Consider the following 20,493-nt stretch of genomic DNA (forward strand, 5'->3'; position numbering starts at 1 on the left):
CGATACGCGGAAGGCGCCGTTCTACCCAGCCAACCACCCCCAACAAAAAACCCGGCCGAAGCCGGGTTTTCTGCATGACCAGACAACGATCAGGAATCAGTCGCCCTGCTGCTTCTGCAGGTGCTCCCAACGCTCCTGGGCGTCGATGGTGCGTTCGGCGGTGAGGCGCGCTTCCAGGCGCTCCAGGCCGATTTCTTCGCCGGTGTCGACGCAGTAACCGTAGTCGCCCGCTTCCAGGCGCTTCAGGGTGCTGTCGATCTTGCCGATCAGCTTGCGGTAGCGGTCACGGGTACGCAGTTCCAGCGAGTTCTCGGTCTCGCGGGTCGCGCGTTCGGCTTCGTCGCCGATGTCACGCACTTCCTCGCGAAGATTCTCGATGGTCTGCTTGGACTCTTCGACCAGGTCCGCGCGCCAGTTCTGCAGGCGCTGACGGAAGTACTCCTGCTGCAGCGGGCTCATGTATTCCTCTTCCGAGGACGGCTTGTAGCCAGCCGGCAGGATCGGGCGGCCGGTGGCCTCGTCGGTCTTGTACTCGACCACCTTGTACTTGCTGCGCGGGGCCGGTGCCGCCGAGCGGGCGGCGACGGCCACGGCAACCTTGCCGACAGGGCGCGACACGGTCTTCGGGGCGGAATCGGATTTCACGGCGGTTTTGGCAGGCGATTTCGAAACGGGCACGGGATTCTTGGATTGCGGGGCCTTCGAAGCGGCAGGAGCGGCGGCCGGGGCCGGCTTGGAGGCCGGTTGGGCTGCTGCCACTGCCACGGTCTTGGCCGGGACAGGCTTGGCCGGAGCCGGCTTGGCAGCAGGCTTCGGTGCGGACTTCACTACTGGGGCCGGGGTCGGCTTGACGGCCGGCACGGCAACATTCTTGGCAACCTTCTTTACAGCGGCAGGCGTGGCAACCGGTTTAGCTGCAGCGACCTTCTTTGCCGCAGGCTTGGCGACCGGTTTGGCTGCAGCCTTCTTCACCACCACCTTCGGCGCCGGCTTGGCTGCTGCCTTCTTCGCTACCGGCTTGGCGGCGGCCTTCTTCATCGGCGCGGCCTTGCTGGCGGCCTTCTTCACCACCGGCGCCTTCTTGCTGGCAGCGGCAGGCTTGGACTTGGCGGGCGCAGCGGCCTTCTTCGCCACCGGCTTGGTTGCCTTGACCGGCGTTTTCTTTGCGGTGGCCTTCCTGGCCGCCGGTTGCGAGGACGCTGCCTTGGTCGCCGGCTTGCTGGCCGGCTTCTTGGCAACGGGCTTTGCCGCCAACTTCTTCACAACAGGCTTGGCGGTTTTCTTGGCGGCCGTTGCGGCCTTCTTTGCAGTTTTTTTAGCAGCCACGAAACGCTCTTCCTTGGATTCCCCGGGGCCCGGGAAAGCGGGCCTTTATAGCCTACCCGACCCGCAGCAGCAACCTCGACCCCCTGCTCCATTCAGTCCTGGAGTCAAGGCGCCCTTGGAGGCGGTCCGACGAACACGGACCGCCTTGCGCGGTACGGAACCTGGCCAACACCCGAAGGTGCTGGTACCGGTCGCAGGCCATCGGCGACATGCGACCAACGGCCCATCCTGCACAAATGCGGCCTTCATGCCAACTGGCATAAGATGACTGGGTGATCTCGCGCCTGCTCATCGCCCTGCTGCGCTTCTACAAGCGCTTCATCAGCCCCTTGCTGGGGCCACGCTGCCGTTTCGTGCCGAGCTGTTCTGAATACGCGATGGAAGCGATCGCGCGGCACGGTCCGCTGCGCGGCAGCTGGCTGGCTGCGCGCCGGCTGGGCCGCTGCCATCCGTTCCATCCCGGCGGCGTCGACCCCGTGCCCGAGTCCCCCAACGCCCCCTCTTGCCGTTGCACAGGAAAACACTGACATGTCCTCCACCCTCATCACCAATGCCCGCATGGTCAACGAAGGCCGCACCTTCGACGGCGATCTGCGCATCGAGAACGGCCGCATCGCGCAGATCGGCAATGGGCTGGCGCCGCGGGTCGGCGAGCAGGTGGTGGATGCGGCCGGACGCTGGCTGCTGCCCGGCATGATCGATGACCAGGTGCACTTCCGCGAGCCGGGCCTGACCCACAAGGGTGACATCGCCAGCGAATCGGCGGCGGCCGTGGCCGGTGGCCTGACCAGCTTCATGGACATGCCCAACACCAATCCGCCGACGCTGGATTCGACCATTCTGGAAGCCAAGTACGAGCTCGCGCGCGGTCGCGCCTGGGCCAACTACGGCTTCTACCACGGCGCCAGCAATGACAACCTGGACGCGATCCGCGCTCTGGACCCGAAGAAGGCGCCGGGCGTGAAGGTATTCATGGGTGCGTCGACCGGCAACATGCTGGTCGACAACCCGGAAACGCTGGACGCGATCTTCCGCGAATGCCCGACTCCGATCATCACGCACTGCGAAGACACGCCGATGATCGATGCCAACCTGAAGGCCTTCCAGGAAAAGTACGGCGATGCGCTGACCCCGGACATGCACCCGGACATCCGCTCACGCGAGGCCTGCATCAAGTCGACCCGCCTGGCGATGTCGCTGGCGCGCAAGCACGGCACCCGCCTGCATGTGCTGCACATCTCCACCGCCGACGAGCTGGCGCTGTTCGAGAAGGGGCCGCTGATCCGCGCCGACGGCAGCCGCAAGCAGATCACCGCTGAAACCTGCGTGCACTTCCTGCACTTCGCGCGCCCTGACTATGCGACCAAGGGCAACCTGATCAAGTGCAACCCGGCGATCAAGGAAGTATCCGACCGCGAGGCAATCACCGCTGCGCTGGCCGACGACGTGCTGGACGTGCTGGCCACCGACCACGCCCCGCACACCTGGGAAGAGAAGCAGAAGCCCTACGCGCAGGCGCCGTCGGGCCTGCCGCTGGTGCAGTACGCGCTGGTGGCCGCGCTGGAGCGCGTGCACGAAGGCAAGCTGACCCGCGAGCAGGTGGTGCAGAAGTTCGCGCATGCGCCGGCGCAGCTGTTCGACGTCGAGGAGCGCGGCTTCCTGCGCGAAGGCTACTTCGCCGATCTTGTCCTGGTCGAAGACGTGCCGTTCACGGTCAAGCGCGAGGACGTGCTGTCCAAGTGCGGCTGGTCGCCGTTTGAAGGCACCACCTTCCGTTCGCGCGTCGCCTCCACCTGGGTGAACGGCCAGCTGGTGTGGGACGGCAGCAAACTGGTGGGCGAGCCCGCCGGCCAGCGCATGACCTACGACCGCTGATGCGTTCAGCACTGATGATCGGGGCGCTGCTGCTGGCCGCGCCCCTACTCACCGCACCGGCGGCCCAGGCGCAGGATGGCATCGGCAGCCTGATCGACAGCCGCGTGGTGTTCCCGGCCAGTGCGTCGCAGGGTGCACTGGTGATCGGCAAGGTGCCCGCCGGCAGCCGCGTGCAGTACGCCGGCCGCCAGCTGCGGGTGAGCGGCTATGGCAGCGTGGTGTTCGGCATTGGCCGCGACGAGAAGGGTCCGCTGCGCGTGCAGGTGCAGCGCCCCGATGGTGGCAGCGAGACTGCGACCATTGCGGTGACGCCGCGCGACTGGCCCACCGAGCGGGTCAACGGCGTGCCACCGAAGACGGTCAACCCGCCGCCGGCGATTGCCGAGCGGATCAAGCGCGAACAGGCGCAGGTGACTGCCGCGCGTGCCCGCGATGACGACCGTACCGACTTCACCCAGACCTTCATCTGGCCAGTGCAGGGCCGCATCAGCGGCCGCTTCGGCAACGCGCGCGTGTACAACGGCCAGCCAGGCGCCGGTCATTCCGGCATGGACATCGCGGTACCGACCGGTACACCGGTGAAGGCTCCGGCCGCCGGCATCGTCACCTTTGCCGGCCCGGACCTGTACCTGACCGGCGGCACCCTGCTGCTCGACCACGGTTTCGGGGTCAGTTCCAATTTCCTGCACCTGTCGCGCATCGACGTGAAGGTTGGCGACCGTGTGGAACAGGGCCAGGTGATCGCCGCGGTCGGCGCCACCGGCCGTGCCACCGGCCCGCACCTGCACTGGGGCATGAACTGGTTCGATACCCGTATCGACCCGTTGCTGGTGCTGGAGCGTAAATAACGCGTGCAATGCGCCTTGGTGGGTGCCGACCTTGGTCGGCACAATCCCTCAGAGCGTGCGGACCAAGGTCCGCACCCACCAGAAGCTGTCCGCAGGGCCGATCGATCAACCGCGCGCAGCCCACCACACGCGCAGCAGGGTGCGCACCGGAGTAGCTTCAATCGGCTTGCCTGCGGCCTGCGCCGCCACGCGGGCGCGCGCCAGACTGGACCACACACGTCGCGGGCGCGGGCCAGGCACGCGGGTGCCCCACCCCTTCAACAGATGCTGCGCCCAGCGCTGCGCGGCGCTGCTGGCATCACCGTCCAGCAGGCTGCGCGGCACACCGGCCACGCCGGCATCCTGCAGGCGCTGGGCCAGGGTCTGCAGCTGCACCGCACGGCCCGCGCCGGTGCGCGGCTTGTCCGCGAACAAGACCGCCTCCACCGCAGCTACGGCCTCGGCGTAGTTGGCCAGCGCACGCTCGGCTCCGGCCGCATCCAGTGCGACGGTGCGCGCTTCAACCAGATCCGGCAGCGCTTCGGCCAACTGGGCCCACGGCGCACGCACCGGCTCCAGTAGACGTCCCAGCGGATGGCGCGAACGATGCGCGGCCCAGCTGCGCAGCTCCTCGCCCCACCACGCCAGCTTGGCGTCGGCCGGCAGCGGATCGCCGCCGGTATTGAGCATGTCGTCGAACTCCTGCAGCAGCGCGAACCACGCCACGGCAAGCTCGCGTTGCGATTCGGCCACGAACGGGGCGGCCACCGACCATTCCGGCCAACGGCTGCGCCACTTGTCGAGGAAACTGTCCAGCGCGGTACTGCTCACTACGTGATTCCTTACGGCTGGGCCGGGGCTGCCGGCCGGGTCGGCCAGAGACTGGCCAGTTGCAGAAGTTCAGCATTCTCGACCAGCACGTCGGCCTGCCAGGCCAACGGGTCGTCGCTGTGCAGGCGGTAGCCCCACAGCGCCGCCACCGACGGCATGGCGGCAGCGCGTGCGGCGATGATGTCGCGCTCGTCGTCACCCACGTACACGCAGTCTTCGGCGGCGATGCCGATCGCCTGCGCGGCGTGCAGCAGCGGCAGCGGGTGCGGCTTGCGCTCGGCCAGGCTGTCACCACCGACCAGCACCGCGCAGCGCTGCTGCCAGCCGTATTGCGGCACGATCAAGCGCGCCAGGTACTCCGGCTTGTTGGTGACGATGCCCCACACCGTACCGGCCTCATCCAGCGCGGCGAGCATGCCGGCCACGCCATCGAACAGCACCGCGTGCTGGCCGATCAACGCTTCGTAGCGCTGCAGGAATTCCGGGATCAGTGCATCGCGCGCAGCGGCATCCAAGTCCGGGAAAGCGGCCCCGACCATCGCGCGCGAGCCCTTGGAGACCACCGGTCGCAGCTGTGCCGGATCGACCGGCGCGCGTCCACGCTCGGCCAGCATCGCATCGCAGGTGGCGACGAAGTCCGGCGCGCTGTCCAGCAGGGTGCCGTCCAGATCGAACAGCACCGCGCGCGGGAAGCGTGCGGAGGTCATGCTGGCTTGACCGCGTAGGCCAGGTAGTTGATGTCGGTGCGGCTGCTCAGGCGGGCGTGGTTGCGCCACGGCTCGTAGGCCATGCCGCTGACATCCACCAGCTGCATGTCGGCCTCGCGCAGCCAGCGCGCCAGCTCGGCCGGCTTGATGAATTCCTGGTAGTGGTGCGTACCCTTGGGCAGCAGCCGCGCCACGTACTCGGCGCCGACAATCGCCACCGCGAACGCGGCAGCGGTGCGGTTGATGGTCGACAGGAACAGGTGGCCACCCGGCTTCAGCAGGCGCTTGCAGGCTTCGATGATTGCGCCGGGATGGGGCACGTGCTCGAGCATTTCCATGCAGGTGACTACGTCGAAGCTGCCCGGCTGCTCGGCGGCAAGGTCTTCGGCGGCCTGCACGCGGTAGTCGACCTTGGCGCCGCTTTCCAGCGCATGCAGCCGCGCGACCTTGACCAGCTCCGGGGCCAGGTCGATGGCAGTGACATCGGCGCCGGCCTGGGCCAGCGCTTCACTCAACAGGCCGCCACCGCAACCGATGTCGAGCACGCGTGCGCCGCGCAGCGGCACGCGCTCGGCCACGTACTTCAGGCGCACCGGATTCAGTGCGTGCAGCGGCTTCTGCGGGCCATCAGCGTCCCACCAGCGGTTGGCCAGCGCGGCGAACTTGTCCAGCTCGGCCTGATCGAAATTGGAGGAAGCGTGGGGGGCAGTCATGAGGAGTCCTTGCGGCGCCAGGGATCAGGCGCGGATATGACGGATGCGCTCGCGCCACTGGCGCGCGTTGGCGATGATGCCCGGCAGGTCCATGCCGACCAGCTCGCGCTGCACCAGCTTCGGCTTGCCGGCGATCCAGACGTCGCTGACCTGCTGGCGGCCGGTGGCGTACACCAGCTGCGACAGCACGTTGTGCAGCGGCTGGGTTTCCAGCGCGGACAGATCGACGCAGACCAGGTCGGCCTGCTTGCCGACTTCGATCGAGCCGATGCGCTCGCCGAAGCCCAACGCGCGGGCGCCGCCCAGGGTCGAGGCGCGCAGCGTGGTGGCCGCGTCCAGCGCGGTGGCATCGTCGGCCACGGCCTTGGCCAGGATCGCCGCGGTGCGGTTCTCGCTGAACATGTCCAGGTCGTTGTTGCTGGCGCAGCCGTCGGTGCCGATCGCCAGGTTCACGCCAGCACGCTGCAGGGCGCAGGCCGGGCAGAAACCGGAGGCCAGCTTGAGGTTCGATTCCGGGCAGTGCACCACGCTGACGCCACGTTCGGCGCACAGGTGGATTTCCGCGTCGGTCAGCTGGGTCATGTGCACCGCGATCAGGCGGTCGTTGACCAGGCCGAGCCGATCCAGTCGCGCCAGCGGGCGCTGGCCGTGCAGCTTGATCGAATCGTTGATCTCCTGCGCGGTCTCGTGGGTGTGCAGGTGCACCTGCATGTCGAGCTGGTCGGACAGCATCCGCACCCGCTCGAAATTGGCATCGTTGACCGTATACGGCGCATGCGGCGCGAATGCGGTGCCGATCAGCGGATCGGTGCGCCACTGGTCGTGCAGTTCACCGGCCTTGGCGAAGTACTCGTCGTCGGTCTTGGCCCAGGCGGTGGGAAAATCGATGATGACCGCGCCGACCAGCGCGCGGAAACCGTGCTTCTTGTAGACGGCGGCCTGCACGTCGCCGAAGAAGTAGTTCTCGTTGGCACAGGTGGTACCGCCGCGCAGCATCTCGGCGATGGCCAGGGTGGTGCCGTCGGCAACGAACTCGGGGCCGATCACCGCCGCTTCCACCGGCCAGATGTGCTGCTGCAGCCAGGTCATCAGCGGCAGGTCGTCGGCGACGCCGCGCAGCAGGGTCATCGGGTTGTGCGTGTGCGCATTGACCAGGCCCGGCATCAGCGCGGCCTCAGGACGGCTGACCACCTGGGCGGCGCGGAACCGCGCGCGCGCCTCGGCACGCGGCAGGATGGCCACGATCTCGCTGCCACGCACGGCAACGGCATGGTCTTCCAGCACCACCGCATGCGGCTCGATCGGAACGACGTAACCGGCTTCGATGAGCAGGTCGCAGGCTTCGGGGAGGTGCGGGCTATCGCTCATGCGGGCTCACTGGGCTGTGGGGGCGGCGAGATACTTCTGGGGGACACGCCCCTGAGTCAGGGGCTGCCGCGAAGCGGCGGGGTCTGGAGACCCGTGAAGCGGGGCCCATGATCTGCCGAAGCAGACCATGGGAGCGCCAGCGCGAATGCGATGGCGCGTACCCGGCCAGCGGCCGGCACTACAGCAGGTCGACCTATGGCCGGAACCTTATTTGACGCGTGCGGAGTATTCGCCCGAACGGGTGTCGACGCGGATCACCTCGTCCTGGTTGACGAACAGCGGCACGCGGACCACGGCGCCGGTTTCCAGGGTGGCCGGCTTGCCGCCGCCGCCCGAGGTGTCACCGCGGACGCCCGGATCGGTTTCGGTGATCTTCAGCTCAACGAAGTTCGGCGGCTGCACGAAGATCGGCTCGCCGTTCCACAGGGTGACCACGCAGGACTCTTCGCCCTTCAGCCACTTCTCGGCGCCGCCCATGCCGGCCTTGGTGGCCTGGACCTGCTCGAAGGATTCCGGGTCCATGAAGTGCCAGTACTCGCCGTCGCTGTACATGAAGTTCATGTCGGTATCGACGACGTCGGCGGCATCCAGCGAGTCGGTCGACTTCATGGTGACTTCCTGGGTACGGCCGTCCTTGATCAGGCGGTACTTCACGCGGGTGAAGGCCTGGCCCTTGCCCGGCTTGACGTATTCGGTGTCGATGATGACGGCCGGTTGGTTGTTGACCAGGATCTTCATCCCGTTCTTGACGTCGTTCATGCCGTAGCTGGCCATGCGTAAACTCCTGAGTGGCAAAAACGCCGCGGGTGCGGCGAGCCGTTAGAATGGAAAGCCCACCGGATGCCGGTGGGCGACTGTTTTTCTGCCCACATGATAACCGCAGGCCCCCTCTCCATGCAGCTTTCCGCCTTCCCCCGGCCCCAGTCGCCCGGTGCGCCCGCGCGCTGGCAGCAGCTCTGGCGCCAGGCGCTGCGCGACCCGCACGCGCTGCTGGCCCGGCTGCAACTGGACCCGGCCGCGCTGGGCGTCTCGGAGGCGGCCATGGCCCAGTTCGCGCTGCGCGTGCCGGAGGGCTTCGTGGCCCGCATGCGTCCTGGCGATGCAGCCGACCCGCTGCTGCGCCAGGTGCTGCCGATCGACGAGGAAATGCGGCCGGCGCCCGGGTTCAGCTTCGATGCGGTGGGCGATGGCGCCGCCAGGAAGGCCACTGGCGTCATCCAGAAGTACCGCGGCCGTGCCCTGCTGGTCGCCACCGGCAGCTGCGCGATCAACTGCCGCTACTGCTTCCGCCGCCACTTCGACTATGGCGCGGAGAACGCCGCCAAGGGGGGCTGGCAGGAGGCCGTAGCCGCCATCGCCGCCGACACGGACATCGACGAGGTGATCCTGTCCGGCGGTGACCCGCTGTCGCTGGCCACGCACAAGCTGGTGGAACTGACCGACGCCCTGCGCCAGATACCGCACATCCGCCGCCTGCGCATCCATACCCGGCTGCCGATCGTGCTGCCGGAACGGGTGGACGACGAACTGGTCTCCTGGCTGGGCAGCCTGCCGTGGCCGCTGGCGATCGTGGTCCACGCCAACCATGCCAATGAATTCGATGCCAGCGTGGACGCGGCGATGGCCCGCCTGCGCGGCCTCGGCGCCCAGCTGCTGAACCAGGCGGTGTTGCTGCGCGGGGTCAATGACAGCGTGCAGGCCCTGCAGGACCTGAGCGAGCGCAGCTTTGCCGCCGGCGTGCTGCCCTATTACCTGCACCAGCTGGACAAGGTCGAGGGCGTGGCCCACTTCGAAGTGGACGATGCCCGGGCCAAGGCGCTGATTGCCGGCCTCACCGCACGCCTGTCCGGTTATCTGATCCCGAAACTGGTGCGCGAACTGCCCGGCGACCCGAGCAAGCGCCCGGTGTAACAGTAGATCCACGCCATGCGTGGATGATTCGGCCAGGAACGCCCATCCACGCATGGCGTGGTTCTACCGTCAGACGCCCGACTCGATCATCCGCACCACTTCGGTGGCGGTCACCGGATGGCTCAGCCAGTAGCCCTGGCCGAGGTCGCAGCCGCGCTGGGCCAGCAGCTCGTACTGCGCCTGCTGCTCGATGCCCTCGGCCACCACCGTGATGCCCAGTGCGTGGGCCATGGCGATGATCGCCGTGGTCAGCGCCAGGTCGTCCGGATCGCGCTGCATGTCGGCCACGAAGCTCTTGTCGATCTTCACGCCGTCCACCGGCACCTGGCGAAGATGGCTGAGACCGGAGAAGCCGGTGCCGAAATCGTCCAGCCAGACCTTCACACCGGTGCGATGCAGCTTGTCCAGCAGCTGCGCGGCAACCATCTCGTCGCCGATCACGGCGGTTTCGGTCAGCTCCAGGTGCAGCCGCGAGGCCGGCAGGCCGGATTCGTGCAGGCACTGCGCGACCAGCGCCGGCAGCTCACCGCCGCGCAACTGCCGTGGTGACACGTTCACCGACACGAACAGATCATCGCCACCGGCCCCACGTGGCCACTGCGAGGCTTCCATGCAGGCCGCTCGCAGCACCTTCGGGCCGATGATCTCGATCAGCCCGCTCTGCTCGGCCACTTCGATGAACACTGACGGCGGAATCGTACCCAGGGTCGGATGCTGCCAGCGCAGCAGCACTTCGACGCCGACCATGCGGCGGTCGCGCATGCGGAAGATCGGCTGGTAGGCCAGGCGCAGCTCGCCGCGCTCCCAGGCCCCGCGCAGTTCCTGCTCCATGTGCACGCGGCGCTCGACCGCATGGTCCATCGCCCGGCTGTAGTAGCGATAACAGTTCTTGCCGGCCATCTTCGCCTGGTACATGGCGATGTCGCCGTTCTTCAGCAGCGTGGTCGCATCGGCGGCATCGTCCGGGAACAGGGTCACGCCGATCGAGGTCCCCAGGAACAGCTCCCTGCCCTGCACCACCAGCGGCTTGCCCAGCTCGCGCACCAGCACCTCGGCCAGCAGCCGCGCGTTCGCGGCCACGTCGCCATCACCGACCAGGATCACGAACTCGTCACCGCCGAAGCGGGCCAGCAGGGCCTCATCGCCACCGGCCTCGGTGACTGCACGGCCGATGCGCTGTGCGAACTGCAACAGCGCTTCGTCACCGGCCTCATGGCCGAGGGTATCGTTGACGCGCTTGAAGTCGTCGATATCGGCGAACAACAGGCCTAAGCGGTGATTGGCGGCACGGGCAGCCATCAACCGATGATCAAGCGCCTCGCGGAATGCCAGCCGGTTGGTCAGCCCGGTCAGCGCGTCGGTATAGGCCATGCGCCGCACTTCGCGGTCATGGCGGGCGATCGCATCACGCATCCGGGCGAAACCACGTACCAGTTCACCGACCTCGTCGTCGCGGGTGTTCTCGGCCAGGGGCGTCTGGTAGTCACCGGCCTCGATGCGGCGGGCGGCGACGGCAAGATCACGGATCGGCGCCACCAGGGTGCGCTGCACGTACAGGATCACCACCACGCCGATCACCACCAGCATGCCGAGCATCAGCAGCAGCCAGCCCAGGTGGCGGCTGCCGACCTGCTGCAGGCGCTCGCCCAGGGTGGCATTGGCGGCCTGTTCACGCTGCTGCACCTCGTCCAGCGCCATGCCAACGCGGACGCCGCCAATGCGCTGGTTGCCGATCATGATCGGCATCGTGTTGTCGAGCACCTTCGCCGATTCCTGCACCACCAGCGCCTGTGCGGCGGCAGCCTTGGGTGCCAGCGGATCGGCCATGGGCTGGCCGAAACCGGATACCTCGATCGAGCCGTCATGCACCAGCCGGCCACGTTCGTCGAACACCAGCACATAGCGCACCACCGGTTGCCGCGCGGTGCCCCGTACCAGTGCGCCGACCTGGTCCAGATCGCGGTAGTACAGGGGATTAGCCAGTGAATCGGACAACTCGCGCGCCATCGCTTCGCCGCGGCTGCGCACGCTGCGGTCGAACAGTTCATGGATGACGCCACCACTGAGGCTGCGCACCTCGCCCTGCATGGCGGTCTGCCGCCCCAGCAGCACTGCCAGGATCGCCACCACCACCACCATTGCTCCGCCCATCGCCAGCAGGAACCGGGCCTGCATCCCCGAGCCGAGCCACTTCATTCCACTTCCATCCGCACGCGCGTCAATCCTTGTTTCAATTCATCCAACCGCTGCTGCGCATGCGCATCGACGCGGTGGAAACCGGAGGTGCCAAAAAACCGATGCAACGCTCCCTGCGCCTGTGGGTCGCTGGCCGCCTGCAGCAGCACTTCCTGCAAGCGATCCCGCACCCGCGGGTCAAGGTCGGCGCGGACCATTTCCACCGCGCGGGGGTAGGGTTCGGTACGCAGCAGTTCGCGGAAGTCGTGGCGGAACGCAGGCGGCATCCGGCGCTGGTCATTCCAGTCCACGCTGCTCACCGCCCCCACATCGACCACGCCCTTGTGCACGAACGTTGCAATGTTCAACTCGCTGCGCGCGAACACATACCCCACGCTGTCCCGCCCCGGCATGTCCCACGTACCCGCCAGGATCTGCGGCGACAACCCTTCCTGCAGCAGGGTCATCACCGGCACCAGATAGGCGCTGGTCGACGCCGTGTTCTGCAGCGCCAGGCGGTGCCCGCGCAGATCCTGCACGCGCTGGATCGGGCTGTCGCTGCGCACGAAGAACACTGTCTGGTACTCGCGCACGCCATTGCGCTCGGTCAGCAGCAACGGCCGTGCACCACTGCGCTGGCCCAGCGCCACCGCCGTACCCGAGGTTTCGGTGACCCAGTCGACCCTGCCCCGCCGCAGATAGCTGGCCATCTGCTGCGGGTCGCGTGCCATCAGGATCCTCCCTTCCTTGATGCCAACGTCGTGCATGCGCGCCACCACATAGTCCAGCAAGGGCTGCAGCTGCTCGTAGTGGGCTTTGGGATCATCGCTGATCCGGCCCAGCACCAGCACCGGGTCCGGTGCTGCATGCACCGTCCCGGCCAGCAGGACCATGGCCAGGCTCAGCAGTCCCCCCTGCATTGCCTTTCGCAGACCCGACACAGGCTTCATCCCCCCTGGGTATCCAGACAGACTACCCGAAAAAATGAGAACGTCGTCAGCTGTCCTTGCCGCCTGCCTGGGCCAGCCGCGCCATGCGCTGGGTGTCGGCGAGGATGCCGCGCAGCAGGCGCACTTCCTGCTCGCTGGGCTCGCTGCGCAGGAACAGGCGGCGCAGCTTGCGCATCGCCGATTCCGGGGCGCGGCCCTTGTGGAAATCGATCTCGTCCAGCGTGTCACCCAGCTGGGCGAAGAAGCTCTCCATCTGCTCGTGGCTGGCCGCCTGTTCGCGGAATCCGGGCTCGGCGTCGGACGCAGGCTGCGCACCCAGCAGCTGCATGCGCGTTTCATAGGCCAGCACCTGCACGGCGGCAGCCAGGTTGAGCGAGCTGAACTCCGGGTCGGACGGGATGTGCACCGCTGCATGGCAGAGCTGCAGTTCCTCGTTGGTCAGGCCGGTGCGCTCACGGCCGAACACCAGCGCCACTTCGGCACCCTCGCCGGCCTTGGCCACCGCGCGGGCAGCGGCATCGGCCGGCAGGTACTCCTCCAGCTGGACGCGGCGGGCACGGGCGGTGCAGCCCAGCACCAGGCGGCAGTCAGCCACGGCCTCGGCCAGGGTGGCCACCACCGGGGCGTCCCCCAGCACGTCTTCGGCACCGGCCGAGCGGCGGAAGGCCTCCTCGTCCAGCGGCTTTTCGGGGGCGACCAGGACCAGGCGGGCAAGGCCCATGGTCTTCAGGGCACGGGCGGCGGCCCCCATGTTGCCGGGGTGCTGGGTACCGACCAGGACGAATCGGAGACGGGTGGCGGCGGGAAACTGGGACATGAACAGGGAAAAGGTCGAGCTGGACGATGACCAATGGTAAACTGTGCGGCCGGCCACTGCGCCGGACCCGCTCTTTTCCCCCGCCAGTCCATCTCTTCTGCCTTTCCGGGAGCCCACGCCATGCAGAAACCCGCCGTAACCGTCATGGTCAAGGCCGCCCGCCTCGCCGGCAACGTCCTGTTGCGCAACATCAACAAGCTCGAGGCACTGAACGTGGTGCAGAAGGGCCGGATGGACTACGCCAGCGAAGTGGATGCGGACGCGGAAAAGGTCATCGTCAAGGAACTCAAGCGCGCCTACCCGGACTACGGCATCTTCGGTGAAGAAGGTGGCGTGCAGGGCGAGCGCCGCCAGATGTGGGTCATCGACCCGCTGGACGGCACCAGCAACTACCTGCGCGGCGTGCCGCACTACTGCGTGTCGATCGCGCTGGTCGAGAACGGCGAGCCGACCGATGCGGTCATCTTCGATCCGCTGCGCAATGAACTGTTCACCGCCAGCCGTGGCGCGGGTGCCGTGCTGAACGACCGCCGCATCCGCGTGGCCGACCGCAAGGACCTGGAAGGCACCATGATCCACACCGGCTTCGCGCCGCGCGAGCGCAGCCGCGCCAGCGCCCAGCTGAAGGCGGTGGACGCCCTGCTGGTGCACGGCGAGGACATCCGCCGCACCGGCTCGGCGGCACTGGACCTGGCCTACGTGGCCTGCGGCCGCGCCGACGCCTACTTCGAAGCCGGCGTGAAGGCCTGGGACATCGCTGCCGGCCTGCTGCTGGTGCGCGAGGCGGGCGGCAAGGTCTGCGACTTCAAGGGCGCGACCCTGGGCCGCATGGACAACCGTGGCCCGGACACCCATCAGATCGTGGCCGGCAACCTGAAGGTGGCCGAGTCGCTGCAGAAGGTGCTGGTGAACACCGGCTACGCGGCGGAGTTCGACGCGAAGTTCTGAGGTTCCGTGTAAAGCGGTTCGTGGAGACGGCACCTGCGAGGGTGCCGTTTTCGTTTGCGCGCCGACGCATTGGCGCGCCAGGCGATGCCTGGGGTCATTTTCGCGACCGCGGTGGGGTGTCACTTTCTTTGCGCGCAAAGAAAGTAACCAAAGAAACGCTCCGCCGGCCGCGAGCCGACGTGCTGCGCACGCCGGTGCCCTGCGCTCCTCGGCCCGTCGAGGGACGGTGCGGGAACTCGCTGCGCTCAGACACCCGCACCTCTTCGCCCTCGCCGGACCTGCGGTGCTCGGCTCGCTTGAAGGCGGACTGGAAGGTCGAGATCAAGAGCAAACAGCATCCACGCATGGCGTGAATCTACGGGGTGCAGCTGAAGCATTTGACCTTGGGTCCGCCTTGAGCGAGCCGAGCATCGCAGGGGAATCAGGGGCGAAGAGGCGCCGATGTTTGAGCGAAGCGAGTTCGGCGCCGCCCCCTGATTCGCCGAGAAGCGCAGGGAACCGTCGCGTAGCGACGGCTCGCGCCCTGGCGGCGTGTTTCTTTGGTTACTTTCTTTGCACGAGCAAAGAAAGTGACACCCCTCCGCAGTCGCGGAAATGACTCTCGCCGAGTCGTACCCGGCGCCACCGATGCGTGCGCGCGCAAAACAAAAACGCCCGGCGCGGGGCCAGGCGTTCCTGCACTACCGTGGAAGCGCGGAGGCTTACGCCACCGTCGACGCCCGCAGCGCAGCGATGCGCTCTTCCAGCGGCGGGTGGCTCATGAACAGCTTCTTCGCGGTCGAACCGGCAATACCGAAGGCTGCGATCTGGGTCGGCAGCGTGCTCTGGCCGTGGTTGAGCTGCAGGCGCTCCAGCGCAGCGATCATCTTCTGGCGGCCGGCCAGCGAGGCACCGCCGGCGTCGGCGCGGAACTCGCGGTGGCGCGAGAACCACATCGAGATCATGGTAGCGAACAGGCCGAACACCATCTCCAGCACGAACACGATGATGTAGTAGGCGAAGCCGCGGCCGCCACCTTCGCGGTTGCCCGACAGCGCGCTGTCGATGATGCCGCCGACCACGCGGGCCAGCACGATCACGAAGGTGTTCAATACGCCCTGCAGCAACGCCATGGTGATCATGTCACCGTTGGCGACGTGGGCGATCTCGTGGCCCAGCACCGCTTCGGCTTCGTCTTCGCTCATGTTGTGCAGCAGGCCGGTGGACACCGCGACGAGCGCGTTGTTGCGGTTGGCGCCGGTGGCGAAGGCATTGATCTCCGGGCCTTCGTACACGGCCACTTCGGGCATGCCGATGCCGGCCGCCTTGGCCTGGCGCTCGACGGTGGCCAGCAGCCAGCGCTCGGTCTGGTTGCGCGGCTCGGTGATCACCACCGCACCGGTGGAGCGCTTGGCCATCCACTTGGACAGCAGCAGCGAGATGAAGGAGCCACCGAAGCCGAAGATCGCGGCCATGACCAGCAGGCCGCTCATCTGGCTTGGATTGACCCCGAGCAACGACATCACGATGCTGGCGAGGATCAGGACCGCGAAGTTGGTCGCCAGGAACAGGGCAATGCGGGTAAACATGGGAAAATCCGGCTCGGAAGGGGTCGATACCGGTCAATTTGCGGTGTGGTCAGCTTGAATTCAAGCGCCAACCTGACCGACGATTCAGCCAGCATGACCTCCCCCATTCCCTGCGGTCGTTTCGCGCCCTCGCCGACCGGCCTGCTCCATCCCGGATCCCTGCTCGCCGCCTTCGGCAGCTGGCTGCTCGCGCGCCATCACGGCGGCGTGTGGCGGCTGCGCATCGAAGACGTCGACCCACCGCGCACCGTGCCCGGTGCCGCCGAGTCACAACTGCAGGCACTGGCGGCGTTCGGCCTGGCCCACGACGGTCCGATCTTCTGGCAGAGCGCCCGCGGCGAGGCCTACCAGGCTGCGCTGGATGCACTGCTCGCCAGCGACCAGGCCTTCGTCTGCCATTGCAGCCGCAGCGACCTGGCCGCCAGCGGCGGCATCCACCATCGCTGCGTCGCCCGGCAACCCCGACCGGATCCCGCCGTCCGTTTCCGCGTGCCGCCGGGCAGCCTCGTGCACTTCGACGATGGCCTGCGCGGCCCGCAGCAGCAGGACGTGCATGCCGAGGTCGGCGACTTCGTGCTGCGCCGCGCCGATGGCTGCTGGGCCTACCAGTTGGCGGTGGTGGTCGATGACGCCGCGCAGGGGGTGACCGAAGTGGTGCGCGGTGCCGACCTGCTCGACTCCACCGCGCGGCAGATCCTGCTGCAGCAGGCGTTGGGGCTGGCGGTGCCGCGCTACTGGCACCTGCCGCTGCTGCTCGATGCCCCGGGCCACAAGCTGTCCAAGTCGCTGTCAGCGCTGCCGGTGGACAGTTCGCGCCCGCTGCCCGTGCTGCGCCAGCTCTGGCAGCTGCTCGGCCAGGCACCTGAAGCGCTGGAACCTGCGCACGACCTGGACACGCTGCTGGCCACCGCTCGGCAGGCATTCGACCCAGCGCGGCTGCCGCGGGGTGACATCCTGATTGGAGCAGGCCTGCCGCCAGCCGGCGCACTTTCCACGCCGATGTTGCAGAATCCCACTTCCCCCACCTGATACCCGGACAACACTCCATGACATCTCGCGTCGCACTGGTCACCGGCGGAACCGGCGGCATCGGTACCGCCATCTGCCAACGCCTGGCCGACCAGGGCCACCGGGTCGCCACCAACTACCGCGACGAGGCCAAGGCCCGCGCCTGGCAGCAGGCGATGACCGAACGCGGCTACAGCGTGTCGATCTTCCCGGGCGATGTCTCCGATCCGGGCAGCGCCGAAGCGCTGGTGCGCGCCGTCGAGGCCGAGCTGGGCCCGGTCGAGATCCTGGTCAACAACGCCGGCATCACCCGCGACACCACGTTCCATCGCATGCGCGCTGACCAGTGGCACGATGTGATCAACACCAACCTCAATTCGGTGTTCAACGTCACCCGTCCGGTCATCGAGGGCATGCGCCGCCGCGGCTGGGGCCGGGTCATCCAGATCAGCTCGATCAACGGCCTGAAGGGCCAGTACGGCCAGGCCAACTACGCCGCAGCCAAGGCCGGCATGCACGGCTTCACCATCTCTCTGGCCCGCGAGAATGCTGGCTTCGGCATCACCGTCAACACCATCTCGCCCGGCTACGTGGCCACCGACATGGTGATGGCGGTGCCGGAGGACGTACGCGCCAAGATCATCGCCGACATCCCCACCGGACGCCTCGGCAAGCCGGAGGAAATCGCCTACGGCGTCTCGTTCCTGGTCGCCGACGAAGCCTCGTGGATCACCGGTAGCAACCTGGACATCAACGGCGGCCACCACATGGGGTGGTAAGCCGCGCAGCGGGCCCTCGCGGCGGCCGCCGCCGGCCCCTGCCAAGCGTCATGCTGCGCAGCACGCAAACCCTTGTTGCGCAACATGATCGCCGCCGAAAGCCAAGCCTGGCGGGGGCTGAGGCGGTTGCAACGGCTGCTGCACTGCGCCATGCTGCGCGTCTACTGTGACGAGTACCGCTTCATGGCTGCGACCCGCATCATCAAGAAGTATCCGAACCGCCGTCTCTACGACACCGAGATCTCCAGCTACATCACCATCGAGGACGTGCGCCAGCTGATCCTGGACGGTGAAGACTTCGAAGTCCGCGACGCCAAGAGCGGCGACGACCTCACGCGATCGGTCCTGCTGCAGATCATCGCCGACCAGGAACAGGACGGCGAACCGATGCTGTCCACCCAGCTGCTGAGCCAGCTGATCCGCTTCTACGGCGATTCCCTGCAGGGCTTCATGGGCAATTACCTGGAGCGCAGCATGCAGGTCTTCCTCGACCAGCAGCAGCAGTTCCGCCAGCAGATGGGCAACCTGCTGGGCCAGACCCCGTGGGCGATGATGAACCAGCTGACCGAGCGCAACCTGGAGCTGTGGCAGGAATTCCAGCGCAACATGGGCAGTGGCTTCGGCGGCCCGCGCCCGGGCGGCACCGGAACGGGAACCGGCGCAGGTACCGGCAACAAACCGAACGAACCGGGCACCGGCACCGGCGGCAAGACCCGCCGCTGAGCTGCGGCATCTGCTGATACGAAAACGGCGCGCCCTTGGCGCGCCGTTCTGTTTGGCATCGCGCCAACGTCAGGTCAGCGTTTCGCCTTGCACCCCGTGCATACGCGTTCGACCTTGTAACCCTTCGCCTTCAGCTTCTCGACCACGCCATCGTTGCCCAGCAGGTGCAGCGTGCCGACCACCACCAGCGTGCCGCCCTGCCCGGCCTGCAGGTACGGCAGCAGCTTCGGCACCCAGGCGTCATTGCGGCCGGTATTGATGCGCTGGTAAAGCTGCGGATACTGCTGGCGCATTTCCGCCGCCATCCGGGTCCACAGCAGGCGCTCGTCACCCCGGCGCCATGCATCATGCAGCTGGCGTGCCTGCTCGTCGGCCTTGCCGGCCTGGTCCAGCGCTTCGGCCAGCATCTGCCGCTGTTCCTGCAGCGTCATTCCGTCGAGCATGCCGATCTGGGTGTCGATGTCTTCAAGTCCCGCGGTCTTGCGGCCGGTCTTCTGCGCACGCTCCATGAAGTGGCGGTCCAGGCCCAGTGCCGGGTCCAGGCCCAGCTTCTGCATCTGCCCGACCGAAATGCTCAGGCCGACAAACCACGGCTTCATGCCCTGCATCTGCGCCAGCGGCAGCTTGTTCTCGGCAGCGAACACCTGCAGCTTCTGCCAGGTCGCAGCATCCAGATCACGCTTGAGTTCGCTGCCATCGGTGCGGACCGCTGCCTGCACCATGCGGCTGGCCAGCTGCGGCGACTGCATGTCTTCCGGCGACAGTTCGAACACGACCCGCTGCGAGGCCTCGAACGCCTGTTCGACATCGGGCGACAACGGGTAGTCCTGCGGCTTCAGCAGGTGGAAGGAACCGAGCAGGTAGAGGCGCGAGTCGCCCGGGCCGGTGACTTTCCACAGCAACGGTACCGGCGGCTTGGCCGCCGCTGCGCCAGCGGTGTCGGCTTGCACGGTACGCGCTGCAACCAGCGGTGCCAGCGCACAGGCCGCCAACAGAACGGCGGCACGCAACAGGGTTCTGATCGGCATCTCAGCCTTCTCCTTCAGGCAGGTGGTAAGCCTTCTCGCCCGCTTCCACGCGCAGGTCCAGCCGGTTTTCCGGCGGCGCCAACGGGCAGGTCGCGTAGGCAGTGAACGCACACGGCGGGTTGTAGGCATGGTTGAAATCGATGCGCACCGTGCCATCGGCTGCCGGCGCGTCGGTGTCCAGGTAACGCCCGGCCGGATAGCTGCCGCGGCCACTGGTGCGATCGGCAAAGATCAGGAACAGCGGCTGCCCCGGCGCACCGATCGCCTCCAGCCGCCAGCTGCGGCCATCGCGCTGGAACTCGACCGCGCCTGCGTTCGGCATTTCGGTGGTCAGGCCGGTGATGTCGACGATGGGCAGGGTCTTGCCCGCCGGATGCGGGATGAAACGTGCCTGCACCTGCCAGTCCGGGCCACCCGGCCAGTATTCCAGGCCGGCGAAATCACGGCGTGCCGGCGCGTCGGCGTGCTTGACCCGCAGCGCATCGCGCGGGCCGCGGCGGATGATGCTGAGCTGCCCCCTGCCGCCATCGAAGGCCAGCAGCGTCGGCTGCGGATCCTTGTCGGTGTCGACACGGATGCGGCCGCGTACCGGCTGCCCGTCATGGCTGACGTCAACGCCGGTCTCCGGTGTGAACCACCATTGGCTGCCTTCGCGGCGCAGCAGGCCCAGCTTGTCCGGTCCAACCGCCAGGCGGATCCCGTTGGTCGCGCCGCTGCCGACGAAGTGCGATTTGTTCTGCAGCCAGTGCAGGCCGACCAACGCTGTCCAACCATCCGGCCGGGTCAGGTCCTGGTAGCGCGCTACCCGCCACTGCTGCTGCGTGGCCGCATAGGCCGGATCTTCAGCAACCGTCGGCGCCGGCGGTGTCGCCGGACTGCAGGCGGCCAACACCAAAGCGGCCAGCAGGCCGCCCATTCCCCGATAACGCATCGATGCTC

General features: G+C 67.5%; 20 protein-coding genes. 8 read left to right on the forward strand and 12 right to left on the reverse strand.

Features of this window, described 5'->3' with window-relative positions; translation table 11 throughout:
- Positions 1–96: 96 nt before the first annotated feature.
- Positions 97–1,326 (reverse strand): RNA polymerase-binding protein DksA, encoded by a 1,230-nt coding sequence (gene dksA, locus N5J73_RS18170; RefSeq protein WP_049444807.1) that lies wholly within the window; start codon positions 1,324–1,326, stop codon positions 97–99.
- A gap of 272 nt (positions 1,327–1,598) precedes the next feature.
- On the opposite strand from dksA, the gene yidD reads away from it, so the two are divergent.
- From yidD to N5J73_RS18185, 3 genes are read left to right on the forward strand one after another with little or no spacing between them, the layout of a single operon-like run.
- Positions 1,599–1,853 carry a membrane protein insertion efficiency factor YidD gene (gene yidD / locus N5J73_RS18175; protein ID WP_049444809.1) on the forward strand — a complete coding sequence of 85 codons (255 nt, stop codon included), beginning with the start codon at positions 1,599–1,601 and terminating at the stop codon, positions 1,851–1,853.
- A gap of 1 nt (position 1,854) precedes the next feature.
- Positions 1,855–3,201, forward strand: coding sequence for a dihydroorotase (locus N5J73_RS18180; RefSeq protein WP_049444811.1), 1,347 nt, complete (start codon positions 1,855–1,857; stop codon positions 3,199–3,201).
- Positions 3,201–4,049, forward strand: coding sequence for a M23 family metallopeptidase (locus N5J73_RS18185; protein WP_049444813.1), 849 nt, complete (start codon positions 3,201–3,203; stop codon positions 4,047–4,049). Before N5J73_RS18180 ends, N5J73_RS18185 begins: the two co-directional genes overlap by 1 nt.
- Before the next feature lie 105 nt (positions 4,050–4,154).
- On the opposite strand, the gene N5J73_RS18190 is transcribed toward N5J73_RS18185, so the two are convergent.
- The 5 genes from N5J73_RS18190 to efp form a co-directional block, all read right to left on the reverse strand.
- Positions 4,155–4,859 carry a phytoene synthase gene (locus N5J73_RS18190; protein ID WP_049444815.1) on the reverse strand — a complete coding sequence of 235 codons (705 nt, stop codon included), beginning with the start codon at positions 4,857–4,859 and terminating at the stop codon, positions 4,155–4,157.
- Between the two features lie 11 nt (positions 4,860–4,870).
- Positions 4,871–5,566: a phosphoglycolate phosphatase gene (locus N5J73_RS18195; RefSeq protein ID WP_049444817.1), complete on the reverse strand. Its 696-nt coding sequence runs from the start codon at positions 5,564–5,566 to the stop codon at positions 4,871–4,873.
- Positions 5,563–6,279: a bifunctional 2-polyprenyl-6-hydroxyphenol methylase/3-demethylubiquinol 3-O-methyltransferase UbiG gene (ubiG, locus tag N5J73_RS18200; RefSeq protein WP_049444819.1), complete on the reverse strand. Its 717-nt coding sequence runs from the start codon at positions 6,277–6,279 to the stop codon at positions 5,563–5,565. Before ubiG ends, N5J73_RS18195 begins: the two co-directional genes overlap by 4 nt.
- 24 nt (positions 6,280–6,303) lie before the next feature.
- Positions 6,304–7,647, reverse strand: coding sequence for a TRZ/ATZ family hydrolase (locus tag N5J73_RS18205; RefSeq protein ID WP_049444821.1), 1,344 nt, complete (start codon positions 7,645–7,647; stop codon positions 6,304–6,306).
- A 207-nt stretch (positions 7,648–7,854) separates the two neighbouring features.
- On the reverse strand, positions 7,855–8,421 hold the full coding sequence (efp, locus tag N5J73_RS18210) for an elongation factor P (protein WP_005410381.1): 567 nt from the start codon (positions 8,419–8,421) through the stop codon (positions 7,855–7,857).
- Positions 8,422–8,541: 120 nt separating this feature from the next.
- Between efp and epmB the strand changes: the two genes are divergently transcribed.
- The gene (epmB, locus tag N5J73_RS18215) at positions 8,542–9,558 is read left to right on the forward strand and encodes an EF-P beta-lysylation protein EpmB (protein ID WP_049444823.1); all 1,017 of its coding nucleotides are present in this window, start codon (positions 8,542–8,544) and stop codon (positions 9,556–9,558) included.
- 69 nt (positions 9,559–9,627) lie between these two features.
- On the opposite strand, the gene N5J73_RS18220 is transcribed toward epmB, so the two are convergent.
- From N5J73_RS18220 to N5J73_RS18230, 3 genes are all read right to left on the reverse strand, one after another.
- Positions 9,628–11,754, reverse strand: a complete 2,127-nt coding sequence (locus tag N5J73_RS18220) for an EAL domain-containing protein (RefSeq protein ID WP_049444825.1) — start codon at positions 11,752–11,754, stop codon at positions 9,628–9,630.
- Complete coding sequence (locus N5J73_RS18225; RefSeq protein WP_226053685.1) at positions 11,751–12,653, reverse strand: phosphate/phosphite/phosphonate ABC transporter substrate-binding protein; 903 nt, start codon at positions 12,651–12,653, stop codon at positions 11,751–11,753. Before N5J73_RS18225 ends, N5J73_RS18220 begins: the two co-directional genes overlap by 4 nt.
- 76 nt (positions 12,654–12,729) lie before the next feature.
- Positions 12,730–13,500, reverse strand: coding sequence for an RNA methyltransferase (locus N5J73_RS18230; RefSeq protein WP_049444830.1), 771 nt, complete (start codon positions 13,498–13,500; stop codon positions 12,730–12,732).
- 120 nt (positions 13,501–13,620) lie between these two features.
- Here N5J73_RS18230 and N5J73_RS18235 point away from each other — a divergent pair, with 120 nt between their 5' ends.
- Positions 13,621–14,448, forward strand: coding sequence for an inositol monophosphatase family protein (locus N5J73_RS18235; RefSeq protein WP_049435104.1), 828 nt, complete (start codon positions 13,621–13,623; stop codon positions 14,446–14,448).
- A 701-nt stretch (positions 14,449–15,149) separates the two neighbouring features.
- On the opposite strand, the gene htpX is transcribed toward N5J73_RS18235, so the two are convergent.
- On the reverse strand, positions 15,150–16,016 hold the full coding sequence (gene htpX / locus N5J73_RS18240) for a protease HtpX (RefSeq protein WP_005410387.1): 867 nt from the start codon (positions 16,014–16,016) through the stop codon (positions 15,150–15,152).
- Between the two features lie 93 nt (positions 16,017–16,109).
- On the opposite strand from htpX, the gene gluQRS reads away from it, so the two are divergent.
- The 3 genes from gluQRS (at position 16,110) to phaR (ending at position 18,526) form a co-directional block, all read left to right on the forward strand.
- Positions 16,110–17,045, forward strand: coding sequence for a tRNA glutamyl-Q(34) synthetase GluQRS (gluQRS, locus tag N5J73_RS18245; RefSeq protein WP_049447743.1), 936 nt, complete (start codon positions 16,110–16,112; stop codon positions 17,043–17,045).
- A gap of 17 nt (positions 17,046–17,062) precedes the next feature.
- A complete protein-coding gene (phbB, locus tag N5J73_RS18250) occupies positions 17,063–17,803 on the forward strand; it encodes an acetoacetyl-CoA reductase (RefSeq protein WP_049447742.1) in 741 nt (246 codons plus the stop codon).
- Between the two features lie 183 nt (positions 17,804–17,986).
- Positions 17,987–18,526 carry a polyhydroxyalkanoate synthesis repressor PhaR gene (phaR, locus tag N5J73_RS18255; RefSeq protein WP_049447744.1) on the forward strand — a complete coding sequence of 180 codons (540 nt, stop codon included), beginning with the start codon at positions 17,987–17,989 and terminating at the stop codon, positions 18,524–18,526.
- A 74-nt stretch (positions 18,527–18,600) separates the two neighbouring features.
- Here phaR and N5J73_RS18260 read toward each other — a convergent pair whose 3' ends face one another.
- On the reverse strand, positions 18,601–19,554 hold the full coding sequence (locus N5J73_RS18260) for a TraB/GumN family protein (protein ID WP_049447741.1): 954 nt from the start codon (positions 19,552–19,554) through the stop codon (positions 18,601–18,603).
- 1 nt (position 19,555) lies between these two features.
- A complete protein-coding gene (locus N5J73_RS18265; RefSeq protein WP_049447740.1) occupies positions 19,556–20,485 on the reverse strand; it encodes a DUF1684 domain-containing protein in 930 nt (309 codons plus the stop codon).
- Positions 20,486–20,493 lie beyond the last annotated feature (8 nt).

The organism is Stenotrophomonas sp. GD03654, assembly GCF_029845105.1.
GTDB lineage: Bacteria > Pseudomonadota > Gammaproteobacteria > Xanthomonadales > Xanthomonadaceae > Stenotrophomonas > Stenotrophomonas africana.

Excerpts from the sequence above, each read along its gene's own strand:
- phaR (WP_049447744.1), top strand. The coding sequence starts at position 17,987 with ATGGCTGCGACCCGCATCATCAAGAAGTATCCGAACCGCCGTCTCTAC.
- N5J73_RS18220 (WP_049444825.1), bottom strand. The coding sequence starts at position 11,754 with ATGAAGTGGCTCGGCTCGGGGATGCAGGCCCGGTTCCTGCTGGCGATG.
- N5J73_RS18235 (WP_049435104.1), top strand. The coding sequence starts at position 13,621 with ATGCAGAAACCCGCCGTAACCGTCATGGTCAAGGCCGCCCGCCTCGCC.
- N5J73_RS18185 (WP_049444813.1), top strand. The coding sequence starts at position 3,201 with ATGCGTTCAGCACTGATGATCGGGGCGCTGCTGCTGGCCGCGCCCCTA.
- phbB (WP_049447742.1), top strand. The coding sequence starts at position 17,063 with ATGACATCTCGCGTCGCACTGGTCACCGGCGGAACCGGCGGCATCGGT.
- htpX (WP_005410387.1), bottom strand. The coding sequence starts at position 16,016 with ATGTTTACCCGCATTGCCCTGTTCCTGGCGACCAACTTCGCGGTCCTG.
- N5J73_RS18230 (WP_049444830.1), bottom strand. The coding sequence starts at position 13,500 with ATGTCCCAGTTTCCCGCCGCCACCCGTCTCCGATTCGTCCTGGTCGGT.
- N5J73_RS18205 (WP_049444821.1), bottom strand. The coding sequence starts at position 7,647 with ATGAGCGATAGCCCGCACCTCCCCGAAGCCTGCGACCTGCTCATCGAA.
- epmB (WP_049444823.1), top strand. The coding sequence starts at position 8,542 with ATGCAGCTTTCCGCCTTCCCCCGGCCCCAGTCGCCCGGTGCGCCCGCG.
- N5J73_RS18260 (WP_049447741.1), bottom strand. The coding sequence starts at position 19,554 with ATGCCGATCAGAACCCTGTTGCGTGCCGCCGTTCTGTTGGCGGCCTGT.
- N5J73_RS18225 (WP_226053685.1), bottom strand. The coding sequence starts at position 12,653 with ATGCAGGGGGGACTGCTGAGCCTGGCCATGGTCCTGCTGGCCGGGACG.
- efp (WP_005410381.1), bottom strand. The coding sequence starts at position 8,421 with ATGGCCAGCTACGGCATGAACGACGTCAAGAACGGGATGAAGATCCTG.
- N5J73_RS18195 (WP_049444817.1), bottom strand. The coding sequence starts at position 5,566 with ATGACCTCCGCACGCTTCCCGCGCGCGGTGCTGTTCGATCTGGACGGC.
- ubiG (WP_049444819.1), bottom strand. The coding sequence starts at position 6,279 with ATGACTGCCCCCCACGCTTCCTCCAATTTCGATCAGGCCGAGCTGGAC.
- gluQRS (WP_049447743.1), top strand. The coding sequence starts at position 16,110 with ATGACCTCCCCCATTCCCTGCGGTCGTTTCGCGCCCTCGCCGACCGGC.
- N5J73_RS18265 (WP_049447740.1), bottom strand. The coding sequence starts at position 20,485 with ATGCGTTATCGGGGAATGGGCGGCCTGCTGGCCGCTTTGGTGTTGGCC.
- N5J73_RS18180 (WP_049444811.1), top strand. The coding sequence starts at position 1,855 with ATGTCCTCCACCCTCATCACCAATGCCCGCATGGTCAACGAAGGCCGC.